We start from the raw sequence: 12928 nt of genomic DNA, 5'->3' as shown, positions 1-12928 counted from the left end.
ATGGTAAAAGTCGCTGTCATTGGCAGTATTTCAATGGATTTAGTTGTTACTGCTAATAAAAGACCTTTAGCAGGTGAAACATTAATGGGGGACAGCTTTCATACAGTCCCAGGTGGAAAAGGTGCCAATCAAGCAGTTGCGGCTGCAAGGCTTGGTGCCGATGTCGCAATGATTGGTCGTGTTGGGGACGATGCATTTGGAACAGAGGTCTTAGACAATTTAAAAAATAATCGTGTTTCTGTAACGAATGTGGAACCGGTTACACACCAAGCTACTGGGACGGCACATATCACTCTAGCTGAAGGCGACAACAGTATTATTGTTGTTAAAGGAGCGAATGATGAAGTAACACCTGATTATATCAAAGGTGCAGAAGATGTTTTACAACAAGCTGATATCATCCTGATTCAACATGAAACACCAGAGGACACAGTTGAATATGTCGCAGAGCTTTGTCATCGCTTAGGTAAAAAGTTGCTTCTAAATCCAGCACCGGCAAGAAAAATAAGCGCACAAGTGCTCGAGTATGCTACCTATATTACGCCAAATGAGCATGAGTTTACGGTTCTTTTTGAAGGGGAATCTCGTTCCAAGGTGCTTGCCAAATATCCAAATCGACTCATCATAACGGAAGGAAAGAACGGGGTTCGCTACCATAATGGATCAACGGAAGTGGTCGTTCCTGCCTATGTAGTTGAAGCGGTCGATACAACAGGTGCAGGCGATACCTTTAACGCTGCCTTTGCCGTTGCGGTGGCAGAAGGAAGAGACATGTCAGAAGCCATCCAATTTGCGAACCGGGCAGCTTCCCTTTCCATTACGAAATTTGGTGCACAAGGTGGGATGCCTACGCGCGCTGAGGTTGAAGGGAGTTTGTAAGATATGAAGAAACATGGTGTGTTAAATAGTGAGATTTCAAAGGTACTAGCTGATTTGGGGCATACGGATTTAATCGTAATTGGCGATGCAGGCCTGCCGGTTCCGAAAGGTGTCATGAAAATTGATCTTGCTCTTAAACCAGGCACTCCGTCTTTTCAAGAAGTCACGGAGGTAGTCGCAGATGATATGCATATTGAAAAAATTTATCTTGCGACTGAAATTAAAGAACAGAATCTGGAACAATACGAATTTATGAAAACACGTTTCACTCAAGATATCCAATTTTTGTCCCACGAGGATTTTAAAAAGCTGACGGCAAATGCGAAAGCGATTATTCGTACAGGTGAAACGACTCCCTATTCGAACTGCATTTTACAAGCGAATGTCTTTTTCTAAATAAAAGAGGTGAAAATCATGAGAATTGTCATGGAAACGATTCATAAGGCATTTGGCACAAATAAAGTATTGCAAGGGGTGGACTTCACTCTTGAACCTGGTGAAATTCATGCACTGATGGGTGAAAATGGGGCAGGAAAATCCACGCTCATGAATATCTTAACTGGGCTTTTTCCTCTGGATCAAGGGACCATCACGATCGATGGAAAGGAAACCCTTTTTAAAGATTCAAAGGAAGCTGAGAAAGCGGGACTTGCCTTTATCCGACAGGAACTTAATATTTGGCCACAAATGACGATCCTACAAAATCTATTTATCGGCAAAGAAATTACCAATTCCTTCGGTAAATTAAATCAGAAGGAAATGAAAAAACAAGCGGAAGCTATTTTTAAACGGTTGGATATCTCGATCCCGCTTGATAAGGAAGCTGGGGCTTGCTCAGTGGGTGAACAGCAGATGATTGAAATTGCAAAAGCCCTGATGATGGATGCCAAAGTCATTATTATGGATGAACCGACCTCCGCCTTAACCGATCGGGAAATTGAAAAACTGTTTAAAATTATGAAAGAGCTAACAGCAAATGGGGTTTCGATTGTGTATATCTCGCACAGAATGGAAGAAATCTTTGAAATTTGCGATCGGATCACCGTTATGCGTGATGGTGTCTCTGTTGCCACATCAGAAATCAAACAGACCAATTTTGAAGAGATTGTGAAGCAAATGGTCGGTCGAGAACTTTCAGACAGGTATCCTGAGCGCCAACAAACATTGGGTGAAACGGTCTTGGAAGTAAAGGGTTTGACGCAAAAAGGTGGATTTCAGGATATTACTTTTTCTGTAAAAGAAGGGGAAATCCTCGGGGTTTCAGGTCTGATGGGGGCTGGACGAACAGAAATTATGCGTTCGATCTTTGGGATGGATCCCCATGAGCGTGGCGAAATCAAAATAAAGGGAAAGCCTGTTAGTATTTCAAATCCAGCTGACGCTGTCAAACATGGCCTTGCTTTTATTACGGAAGACCGAAAAGATGAAGGACTTGTGCTTGATTTCTCCATTCGTGAAAATATGGCCCTTCCAAACCTAGATAGCTTTGCCCCAAAAGGCATTATTAAAACAGAGGATGAAAAACAATTTGTCGCTCAAATGATTGAGCGTTTGAAAATCAAAACAGAGTCTGGTGAACAAGCGGCTGGGAATCTTTCTGGTGGTAACCAACAAAAGGTAGTTATCGCGAAATGGATTGGCACGGGACCAAGAGTGCTGATTATGGATGAACCGACAAGAGGGATTGATGTTGGTGCCAAACGGGAAATTTATAATCTCATGAATGAGCTTACCGAACGTGGGTTAGCGATTGTGATGATTTCTTCCGACCTTCCTGAAATTCTTGGGATGAGTGATCGAATTTTGGTTGTTCACGAAGGAAAAATAACGGGTGAATTAATGAAAGAAGAAGCAACACAAGAAAAAATTATGACCTTTGCAACGGGGGGAAAATGATGAAAACGGGAAAATTATCAGCCATATTAGATAAATTCGGTGCCCTGCTCGCGTTACTTGCACTTATTTTAATTGTAACCGTCTTAAATCCGTCCTTTCTTGACCCTGCTAACTTAATGAATTTATTACGGCAGATCTCAATTAATGGACTCATTGCTTTTGGAATGACCTTTGTAATTTTAACTGGTGGAATCGATCTATCCGTTGGTTCAATTCTAGCGTTATCAAGCGCACTAGCTGCCGGAATGATGGTATCTGGAATTGATCCAATAATTGCGATTATTATTGGCACGATTATTGGAGCAATCCTTGGTGCGATTAACGGAATTTTGATTTCCAAAGGAAAATTAGCTCCATTTATCGTTACATTAGCTACCATGACGGTTTATCGTGGATTAACGCTTGTTTATACAGAAGGAAAACCGATCACAGGTCTGGGTGATTCTTATGCCTTCCAACTATTTGGAAAAGGATATTTCCTAGCGATTCCAGTACCTGCTGTTACGATGATCATTGCTTTCTTTGCACTTTGGTACTTATTGAATAAAATGTCATTTGGTCGTCAAACCTATGCCATTGGTGGAAATGAAAAGGCGGCGATCATTTCTGGGATTAAAACAAACCGTGTAAAAATTTGGATTTACTCCATCAGTGGGATGCTAGCTGCTTTAGCTGGAATGATTTTAACCTCTCGTCTAAATTCTGCACAACCTACTGCGGGACAAGCCTATGAAATGGATGCGATTGCTGCCGTTGTATTAGGTGGAACAAGTCTTTCCGGTGGGAAAGGGCGAATTACCGGAACATTAATTGGTGTTCTCGTCATTGGTATATTAAATAACGGAATGAACTTATTAGGAATTTCATCGTTTTACCAACAAGTCGTCAAAGGTGTCGTGATTTTAATTGCCGTACTCCTTGACAGAAAGAAATCATAATGAGGTGAGAATATGAAGAAAATCCTGACGATGGCTATGATATTGACCATGATTTTTCTAACAGCTTGCTCGATGGAAAGTCCTTTAGTGAATAACTCATCTGGAAAAAATGAAAATATTAAACTAGGACTAAGTGTTTCGACTTTAGACAATCCATTCTTCGTGTCACTGAGAGATGCGATTGTGGAACAGGCGAAATCAAAGGGAATGGAAGTTATTGAAGTCAACGCGCAAAATGATGCGTCTAAAGAAATTAGCGGAATTGAAGATTTAATCCAGCAAGGTGTCGATGTCTTATTAATTAACCCAACGGATTCCGCAGCGGTTTCCTCTGCTGTACAATCAGCAAACAGTGCAGGCATCCCGGTTATTACGATTGACCGTTCAGCCGACGAAGGAGAAGTAGAGACATTAATTACTTCTGACAACGTGGCAGGCGGTGAAATGGCAGCCAACTTTATTCTTGAAAAAGCCGGCGAACAGGCAAAAGTAGTCGAGTTGCAAGGAGTGCCAGGAGCATCCGCAACACGTGAGCGTGGAGAAGGGTTCCATAATATCGCTGATATCAAGCTTGATATTGTTGCCAGTCAGCCGGCTGATTTTGATCGCACAAAAGGACTGACCGTTATGGAAAATACACTTCAAGGAACAAGTGGAGTTCAAGCTGTATTTGCTCATAATGATGAAATGGCTTTAGGTGCGATCGAAGCGGCTAAAGCAGCGGGTCTTGATATTGTGATCGTTGGGTTTGACGGAACAGAAGATGCGCTTAAATCCGTCGAGCTCGGTCAACTTACTGCAACCGTTGCCCAACAACCAGCATTAATGGGCCAAGAAGCGGTTTCCGCAGCAGAAAAGGTTTTAAATGACGAAACGCTTAAAGAAGTGATTAAAGTTCCATTGGAATTAAAAACTAAGGAATAATGAAATGGCCACAGCTGCTACCTACCTATGCGCTGTGGTCATTTTTTATTACAAAATACTTGAAAAACCCTTCGCATAGATGGAACGGAAGATAAATAGAGTGTCGCTCACCATAGAATGCTTCTGCTTCTTCATTTACACCTCCTTTCATCCATTGTGAATAAATTGTTAAAAGTGCTTTTTAGGGTCATTTTAATATTTACTTTTTCAAATTTCAGCAGTAATATAAGTCATCGGTTTCAAATTTCTAAATCGCTGAAACATCTTGATGTGCGGGGGACCCATCTATTTGGAGGAAACAAATCCAAGGGGTGAATCCTTTTAAAGGTAATAAAGTCAAATAATGATGATGGTCACAAAGGCTTTTTAGAAGGCACTGTGGCCGTATTTAATTTGACGTAGTCTCTCTGTAATTTGCAGGTTAAAGTTCAAAAAGGATAGATAAGTTTAATGTGAATGGGAAGGTATCTAATTCCCCATAGTTCGGATATACTAGGCAAAACCTAACAAATTTTTACAATTTTAATCATATCTTTACCTTCTTTTACTTAACTTATAGATACGATTTAATATTCGATTGATATTTTATATATGAAGTCTATTAAATTGTAGGGAGTTGGAGAAATGATCGGGAAAAAATGGTTACCAGCACTAAGTGCCCTCGTGATGGCAGTGGGGGTGACAGCAGGTGGGGGTGCCGCAATGGCGAAGGAAAAACATAAAGATATCGTCAATGTATCACACCGCGGTGCTTCAGGACATGCCCCAGAGCATACGTTAGTCGCGTATGATCGAGGAGAAAAAATGCACGGGGATTATATTGAACTCGATTTACAAATGACGAAAGATGGTCATTTAATTGCCATGCATGACGAGAAAGTCGATCGCACAACAGATGGAACAGGTTATGTAAAAGACATGACTCTTGCTGAAATTAAAGAATTAGATGCAGGCAGTTGGTTTAATGAAGCCTATCCAGAGTATGCAAAGCCAGAATATCAAGGGTTACAAGTACCGACACTAGAAGAAGTGTTCCAAGAGTTTGGAAAAAATAACAGTTATTATATTGAAACGAAATCACCAGCGATTTATCCAGGAATGGAAAAAGAATTATTGCGTCTAGTAGACAAGTATAGAATCAATAAAGACAAACTTCTAATCCAGTCATTCAGTCCTGAAAGCTTAAAAATCATGCATGAACTAGATTCATCGATTAACCTTGTTCAACTACTTTCTTACCGTTCGTATGCGACAATCACGGATGAGCAAATTGCGGATGTAAAAGAATATGCAATGGGAATTGGACCGAACCACACCTATTTAAATGAAGAATATATTCAAAAGGTAGTCAATAGCGGTCTTGAGATTCATCCATATACCGTAAATGATAAAGAGAGAATGAAACAGTTGATTGACTGGGGTGTAACGGGAATGTTTACAAACTTCCCAGACCGTCTTCATGAGGTAAAAAAAGGAAAATAGTAATAGGATAAAACAGTTGATGTCTAGAAATTTGGACATCAACTGTTTTTTTAGTTTAATTGAATGAATTAGTTAACCTAGTTGAGATATTGTTTTAATAAAAGAAATAGGTTTTGCCATGGTATTTAATGTTTGTAATTCTATAAAACAGGGTAGGAGACTCACTTAAAATAAGTTATAGAAAATAATCAGAAATCGATGAGAATCAAATTGAAGGCGTCAACATTCTGGTTGGTTTATGTATAAAATTTTCTTTTAAAAGATTTCATTTATTTCAAAATTCGACAAATGCGTAAGGAAAACGTCAACCTTTTTAAAACTAGTATTCATCAAACGTTAACATCATTTCTATATAGTTATTACTGGAAACGGGGGAAAATATTGGAACTACATAATAGATTATTATTCTATTAAACGCGAGACAACCAAAGCCAAGTTTCCATCTAATTACAATAAAAGATGAACAAGGAGATGATGTAATGATGAAAAAACAGAACAATTCAACAAACAAACCATTATCAAAGAAAATTGCCCCTTTTGTTATGTCAACGACTATGATGGCGGCAGGCTTTTTAGCAGCGGGAGCACCGATCTCAGCTGCAGAGCTTGAAAGAAATGGGGTTACTCCTGAAGTAATCGAACAAGCTAAAAATCATGGCCAAGTAGTATCTGAACATGCAAGTAATCATCCGGGATTTCCTGGCAAAGGGCAAATGATAAGTCAAATCGCTAAAAATAAATCTTTAGAAATAAATAAACAACATGACCACAATCATTTAGATGAAACAACGAATAAAAATGAGGATGAACAAGGTGAAGAAGTAGAAGAAGCTACAGAAACTCCAGTAGAGCCAGAAACTGAAGAAGATGACGCCGCATTAGAAGGAAAAATAGACGATGACGGATCAGAAGATGAATCAGACGATAATGTAGCAGAAGGTGAACCAGGCGATGACACATCAGAAGCTGAAGGATCAGAAGTATCAGAAGACGAATCAGCGGAGGATACAACAGGATCTAATGAAGGATCAGAAGACGAATCAGCGGAGGATACAACAGAATCTGATGATGTATCAGAAAACGAATCAGCCGAAGATACAACAGGATCTAATGAAGTACCAGAAGACGAAGCATCTGAAGATACAACAGGATCTAATGAAGTATCAGACGACGAAGCATCTGAAGATACAACAGAATCTGATGATGTAGCAGAAAACGAAGCATCTGAAGATACAACAGGATCTGATGAAGTATCAGACGACGAAGCATCTGAAGATACAACAGAATCTGATGATGTAGCAGAAAATGAAGTAGCCGAAGATACAACAGAAACTGGTGAAGGATCAGAAGACGAAGTAGTCGATGATACAACAGGAACTGATGAATTAGTAGAAGAAGGAACAGAAGCTCCAGCAGCTCCAGCAGAAACAGAATCTGATGAAGAACCAACAACTGATGATAACGAAGTAACAGAAGAAACTCCTGAACCAACTGATGTTGTCAATGAGGAAGAAACAGAAACTCCAGGTGTATTAGCTCCAGGAGAAGATGAAGTGTCAGAAAGTGGTGCTCAGGAGGAAAATACTACTAACTCAGAAGAATCAAACCAAAATGTTGATGCAACATATCAATTACTTGGTAATAACTACCAAAGTCTAGTCGGATTCTATCAAACTCTAATTGGTCAGGAACTTGCTCAAGCTGCTGAACTAACAAATGTCGATGCCTTAAGTGGAACAGTTGAACCAGTAAATGTTGACCTAGAACCAGATACATCATTAGACGTGTCTGTAGATAACTTAGGGAATGAAAACCAGCTAGCGACTACAGTTGAGGGTGTAGTGACTGGAAGTGAAGAAGCTCCAGTTGCCTCTGTACAAACTGTTCAAACAGAAGAGGGACTAGCATCTGATGAAGAAACAAAAGAAGTAAATCAAACTGAACAAGATCAAACAGAGAAAGCTGAACAAAATTCTTCAGATGACTACACAATCAAAGATCGAGTAATCGGATACTATCAAGATTTAGTAACTTCATTTTCAAATTTCATGGGCTTTTTAAAGTAATAGGAAATTCATTAACGAGTTAAATATATTATGGTTAGTAAAAAGCACAATAAACAGTTGATATTACTGTTAATTGTGCTTTTTTTACCTACCGATCATCTTCCAGTAAACTCTTACCTAATTTATGTTTACGTAAATGTTTTTGGATGGGATGTTTAAGGTAGTTTCAATTTTTTCTTTAATTTTATTTAAAAGTTTGTTGTCGTTCTTTGATGTTGAATTAACGTCAATAATGGTATATATTTCTGCCTCATTTATACACCAAACTTTAATATCTTCAACAGTAAGATTTTTTTCCACATCTTTCACGATCTTTTCAATTGTATCGACTGAATAACCTTCAGGTGTACCTTCCATTAAGATATTAAATGATTCCTTTGTGATTTTGACTCCGCCTGCAATAATGATCATTGATGTTAGGATACTACCAATTGGATCTAACCAGGTTGCCCCGAAATATTTAATCCCAATAGCAGCAACCACTACGCTCACACTCGTAAATAAATCGGCTAACACATGCAGGAGCGCACTCTTTACATTTAAATTCGAATGGGCCTTCGTTAAAATATAGCCAACAATTACATTTACAACTAAGCCAATCAAACCAACGACTAACATTTGGTTAGGGATGATGTCTATTGGATTAACCATTCGGCTTATGGCCTCAGTAATAATAAATATAGGTATAATCACTAACGTTAATCCATTAATAAACGCAGCGATCGGTTCAAATCTCTTGTATCCAAATGTTTTACTTTTTGTCGCCGCTTTTGTCGCCAACATAGTAGCAATTAGTGAAAGAATCAAAGAGAAGGCGTCTGAACCCATATGAACGCCATCCCCCATCATCATTAAGGAACCTGAAATAAATCCATATATGATTTCAATTAAAGCAAAAAACAGCGTTAATGAAGCGGCCCATATAAAGAGCTTCTTATTTTTATTATATTTAGAAGAATGATTGTTCACCGTATACACTCCTATAATTAAAATTATTATAATTTGATTATAGAATTTACAAGGTGTTTTGTCAATGTAAATGAGAATTCTATTTTTTAATTGAGAATAAGTATCATCATCAATTATCACAAGACTGTAGGGGAATTATTAACTAAAAGAAATAAATCTGATAAAAGTTAATAGAGTGGTTTATTAAAGGTCAATTTAAGTTTTGAAATGATTTGGAATATCTTTGGAAAGTTCCCCAGCGTTCTTGTCTGGCAAACTCAGGGTAGGAAGAGATAAAGTTGATGATTATGGGAGCATGATCTAGTGTAGGATAAGAATCGAACAAATACCGATCGCCAAAGCGAATCGCTGTTAAAGCAAGCGGTAATTCACGTCTAAATATTTCGTTCCGTTTGGCTGATACATTTTTGTTAACTTCTCCGTGGTCTATATATAAATAAATACAATAATATAAAAAACTTCCACTGGAACTCCATTCACCGATTACTTCATCTCTTATCGAATTGACTTTATCCCAGGCATAATGCAATCCAATGGTTAAAAATAATTTTCCCGTTAAATCAGAATGAGTAAGTGTGTAACGCCTTGAAAAAACGGGTTTAGTAGCGGTAACACCATCCCTGTATTCAACAAATAGTTTCTCTGGAAGGAAATGACTCAAGCCATCAACTCCAATCTTTTTTTATAATTATGCCTAATTATTTTTATTCATGTGTATACAAACGGGTAATAAAGAAGGAGTTTGATTTGATTTTTAACAATAAACATATTAGTTGCTGTGAATATTTCTAAAGGGACAGAGATAAATAATTGTCCCTATGTACTTCCGATACATATAAGTAAGCAGTTAGTAAAGGTGTGATTGGCTGTGAACCTCAATTCCTTTTTAATAAGGGTTTGTATAATCCCATTCCACTATGCTCTTTTTGAAAAAAACCAACTACTTTTTGGTCTCTCTCGTGGAGTGAGGTTCAAAATGAAATAACCAATAATTAAAATTAAAATGATGAGAGAGTAAATCAACGTATTCATTGGGTCCTTATGATTAACAATAATCAAACGAATCATTGCCGTTATCCCTATATAAATAAAATATCGAAGCGGGAAATGGTAATTTTCTTTAAAATATTTTACAATCATGGCGATAAATTCAAAGTAAAGAAAAAATATCAGGATGTTTTCAAGGAATATAGTAAAGTCACTAATTTCACTATCCAATAATAATAAAATGAATAAAAGAAGCTCCTTGAACAATAGGAATGATAGAACCAAAGCTAAGATCATTAATGATATGTTTAAAATCCATTGCAACACATTAGGGATTATCTTGGATAAGTTAGCTATAACTTTCTTCATCACAGCCATTCGTCTTAAACCTCACTTTCACATTAATCCAATAATTATTTCTTTATTTTTAAGGTTATCTATGCAGGTATTGTTAAGGTTTACTATAAAAAGGGATGAGGAAATTAACCATCATCCCTAGTAAGTCTTCAATTATTTTCGCAAGTTTGTCTCGTTAATGTAATTAATAAGAGTATTAATATAAGCTGTGCCCTTGGTTAATTTTATGATTCACAGCTTTATCACTGACTTAACTAAAAACTGTGGGAGGTTCTATTTTTGACAAACTATGATTTTTATGGTGTATAACAAAAGCCTAGGATAAGAAATTGAGAGAAGTAACTGTAACTTAAAACACAGACTCAAGTAATTAAATACCCTAAAATATAGTTATGATAACGTATTATAACCTTTAAATAGTACTTCAATTTACTTGAGGAGGAGTTTATACCTTGTACTACACACACTTATTAAGCCCGAGAAAAATAGGGAATTTAACATTAAAAAATAGAGTCGTCATGCCCGGAATGTCAACAAACTTTGGTACAGCAAACGGTGAAATAACAGATCGACTGATTCGATATTACCAGGAAAGAGCCCAAGGCGGTGTTGGCTTAATTATCACTGAATTTGTATGCATTGATTCAGAGTTCGGAAAAGCCGCTGTGAATCAACTATGTATTGATGATGATCAGTTTATCCCTGGATTTCAACGTCTAGCCAGTGCCATCCACACATCTGGTACAAAGTTATTTGCTCAATTACACCATGGTGGTGGAGAATCAAGTTCCACCCTAATTGACGGGAAACAAATTGTGGCACCAAGCCCAGTGATTTGTAAGGCGATAGGCGAAGAACCACGGGAGTTGACCACATCTGAAGTAAAAGATCTTGTACAAAAATTTATACAAGCTGCTTATCGCTGCAAACTTGCTGGGATCGATGGAGTTGAGCTTCATGGTGCCCATGGCTATTTAATCAATCAATTTCTAAGTCCGAACACTAATATACGTTCAGATGAGTACGGGGGAAGCTTTAAAAATCGAATTCGGTTTTTAGAAGAAATCGTCGTTGGCATTAAACAGAAATGCGGGAATGACTACCCCGTAACTGTCAGACTAAGTGTCAATGAATTTGATGAAGGCGGAATGGACATCGCTCTTAGCAAAGAAGTTAGTAAGTACTTAGAGAAAATCGGTGTAGATGGAATTCACGCTAGTTCAGGAAATTATAACTCAATGGACACAGTTATAGAATCTCCTGTGTTTGAACAAGGTTGGCGGGTTTATCTGGCCGAAGAGATGAAAAAAGAGGTCGCGATTCCGGTAATTACGGTAGGCAATATTCGTCAACCTGAATTTGTCGAAGCCATTATTGCAGATGGAAAAGCAGACTTTGTCGCGATCGGTCGTGGACATATTGCCGATTCCCAATGGGTTCGTAAAGTTTCTGAAGGTCGTGAAAAAGAAATCAGAATGTGCATTTCTTGTTTGCATTGCGTCTATTCTAAGGAGCATATAGAGTGCTCTGTCAATGTAAGAGCAGGTCGGGAACTTGAATTTCCTGAACTAGAGAAGATAGAGGGCGACCGCCGTGTTGTCATTGTCGGCGGTGGACCAGGTGGAATGGAAGCAGCAAAAGTTTTATCAGAGAAAGGCTTCCAGGTCACAATTTTTGAGAAAACGGACCGTCTTGGCGGGCAGTTGAACTTTGTTACAGAGCCTGTCTATAAAAAGAAAACAAAATGGTACGTTGACTATATGAAAAATGAACTGGAACGTTTGCATGTTGATGTCAGACTGAATACAGAGGGTTCAGTAGAGGAAATTAAATCTCTAAACCCATATGCCATTATTTTAGCTACAGGCTCGAAACCATTTCTTCCAAATATGGATGGTGTACAACATCCACATGTATGCAACTATATGGAGGTCAAACAAGATCAGATCGTTTTAACAGGTAAAAAGGTAGCCGTGTTAGGTAGCGGAATGGTTTGTTATAGCACATCCCGGGGTCTTGCTGAACAAGGGAACCACGTGACATATGTGGAATTGCCAACGAAATCTGGAAGTAAAATAAGTAACCTTACTCGGCTACGTCTCTTTGAAAAATTGAAAAAGTTAAATGTGGAAATTATAACCGATCATGGAGTAGATAAGATTCTTTCGAATGGAGTTTTATTAGAAGATCAATCAGGTTTAGAAAAGGAATTGAAAGTTGATCAAGTTGTCATTGCCATGGGCGTAACTGCTTATAACCCATTAGAAGAAACGTTGAAACTACAATTTGACCATGTGTTTGTCATTGGCGATGCTGCTGGATCAGCCTCCCTTGCTGAAGCAACAAGAGGCGGGTTTGAAACCGCTTATGAAATTGAAAATCTCGTAAAAAGTAAAGAAGAATTAGTACCGAGCTTGTAAGACGAACCAA

11 protein-coding genes are annotated in these 12928 nt (G+C 38.1%); 8 read left to right on the top strand and 3 right to left on the bottom strand.

Going from position 1 to position 12928, the window contains the following annotated elements:
- From rbsK to R4Z10_RS17975, 7 genes are all read left to right on the top strand, one after another.
- Positions 1-879 carry a ribokinase gene (gene rbsK / locus R4Z10_RS18005; protein ID WP_338470656.1) on the top strand — a complete coding sequence of 293 codons (879 nt, stop codon included), beginning with the start codon at positions 1-3 and terminating at the stop codon, positions 877-879.
- A gap of 3 nt (positions 880-882) precedes the next feature.
- Positions 883-1275, top strand: a complete 393-nt coding sequence (rbsD, locus tag R4Z10_RS18000) for a D-ribose pyranase (RefSeq protein WP_338470655.1) — start codon at positions 883-885, stop codon at positions 1273-1275.
- 18 nt (positions 1276-1293) lie between these two features.
- Positions 1294-2775, top strand: a complete 1482-nt coding sequence (locus R4Z10_RS17995; RefSeq protein ID WP_338470654.1) for a sugar ABC transporter ATP-binding protein — start codon at positions 1294-1296, stop codon at positions 2773-2775.
- A complete protein-coding gene (gene rbsC, locus R4Z10_RS17990) occupies positions 2775-3713 on the top strand; it encodes a ribose ABC transporter permease (protein WP_338470653.1) in 939 nt (312 codons plus the stop codon). The genes R4Z10_RS17995 and rbsC overlap by 1 nt, the downstream gene beginning before the upstream one ends.
- 12 nt (positions 3714-3725) lie before the next feature.
- Positions 3726-4637 carry a ribose ABC transporter substrate-binding protein RbsB gene (gene rbsB / locus R4Z10_RS17985; protein WP_338470652.1) on the top strand — a complete coding sequence of 304 codons (912 nt, stop codon included), beginning with the start codon at positions 3726-3728 and terminating at the stop codon, positions 4635-4637.
- A gap of 666 nt (positions 4638-5303) precedes the next feature.
- On the top strand, positions 5304-6119 hold the full coding sequence (locus R4Z10_RS17980) for a glycerophosphodiester phosphodiesterase (RefSeq protein WP_338473273.1): 816 nt from the start codon (positions 5304-5306) through the stop codon (positions 6117-6119).
- Positions 6120-6598: 479 nt separating this feature from the next.
- Positions 6599-8185: a hypothetical protein gene (locus R4Z10_RS17975; RefSeq protein WP_338470651.1), complete on the top strand. Its 1587-nt coding sequence runs from the start codon at positions 6599-6601 to the stop codon at positions 8183-8185.
- Between the two features lie 117 nt (positions 8186-8302).
- Here R4Z10_RS17975 and R4Z10_RS17970 read toward each other — a convergent pair whose 3' ends face one another.
- From R4Z10_RS17970 to psiE, 3 genes are all read right to left on the bottom strand, one after another.
- A complete protein-coding gene (locus R4Z10_RS17970; protein ID WP_338470650.1) occupies positions 8303-9154 on the bottom strand; it encodes a cation diffusion facilitator family transporter in 852 nt (283 codons plus the stop codon).
- A gap of 190 nt (positions 9155-9344) precedes the next feature.
- Positions 9345-9815: a staygreen family protein gene (locus R4Z10_RS17965; protein ID WP_338470649.1), complete on the bottom strand. Its 471-nt coding sequence runs from the start codon at positions 9813-9815 to the stop codon at positions 9345-9347.
- A gap of 254 nt (positions 9816-10069) precedes the next feature.
- Entirely contained in the window at positions 10070-10519 is a 450-nt protein-coding gene (gene psiE, locus R4Z10_RS17960) for a phosphate-starvation-inducible protein PsiE (RefSeq protein ID WP_338470648.1), read from the bottom strand.
- 431 nt (positions 10520-10950) lie between these two features.
- On the opposite strand from psiE, the gene R4Z10_RS17955 reads away from it, so the two are divergent.
- Positions 10951-12918 (top strand): FAD-dependent oxidoreductase, encoded by a 1968-nt coding sequence (locus R4Z10_RS17955; RefSeq protein ID WP_338470647.1) that lies wholly within the window; start codon positions 10951-10953, stop codon positions 12916-12918.
- Positions 12919-12928 lie beyond the last annotated feature (10 nt).

It is taken from the genome of Niallia sp. XMNu-256, from assembly GCF_036670015.1.
Classification (GTDB): Bacteria; Bacillota; Bacilli; order Bacillales; family Cytobacillaceae; genus Bacillus_BD.
Note: the sequence above shows the minus strand (reverse complement) of the source record. Positions and strands in the feature narration are given on the sequence as shown.

Bases quoted from the DNA above. Each gene is read 5' to 3' on its own strand.
- rbsK (WP_338470656.1), top strand. From the start codon at position 1: ATGGTAAAAGTCGCTGTCATTGGCAGTATTTCAATGGATTTAGTTGTT.
- rbsD (WP_338470655.1), top strand. From the start codon at position 883: ATGAAGAAACATGGTGTGTTAAATAGTGAGATTTCAAAGGTACTAGCT.
- R4Z10_RS17995 (WP_338470654.1), top strand. From the start codon at position 1,294: ATGAGAATTGTCATGGAAACGATTCATAAGGCATTTGGCACAAATAAA.
- rbsC (WP_338470653.1), top strand. From the start codon at position 2,775: ATGAAAACGGGAAAATTATCAGCCATATTAGATAAATTCGGTGCCCTG.
- rbsB (WP_338470652.1), top strand. From the start codon at position 3,726: ATGAAGAAAATCCTGACGATGGCTATGATATTGACCATGATTTTTCTA.
- R4Z10_RS17980 (WP_338473273.1), top strand. From the start codon at position 5,304: ATGGCAGTGGGGGTGACAGCAGGTGGGGGTGCCGCAATGGCGAAGGAA.
- R4Z10_RS17975 (WP_338470651.1), top strand. From the start codon at position 6,599: ATGATGAAAAAACAGAACAATTCAACAAACAAACCATTATCAAAGAAA.
- psiE (WP_338470648.1), bottom strand. From the start codon at position 10,519: ATGGCTGTGATGAAGAAAGTTATAGCTAACTTATCCAAGATAATCCCT.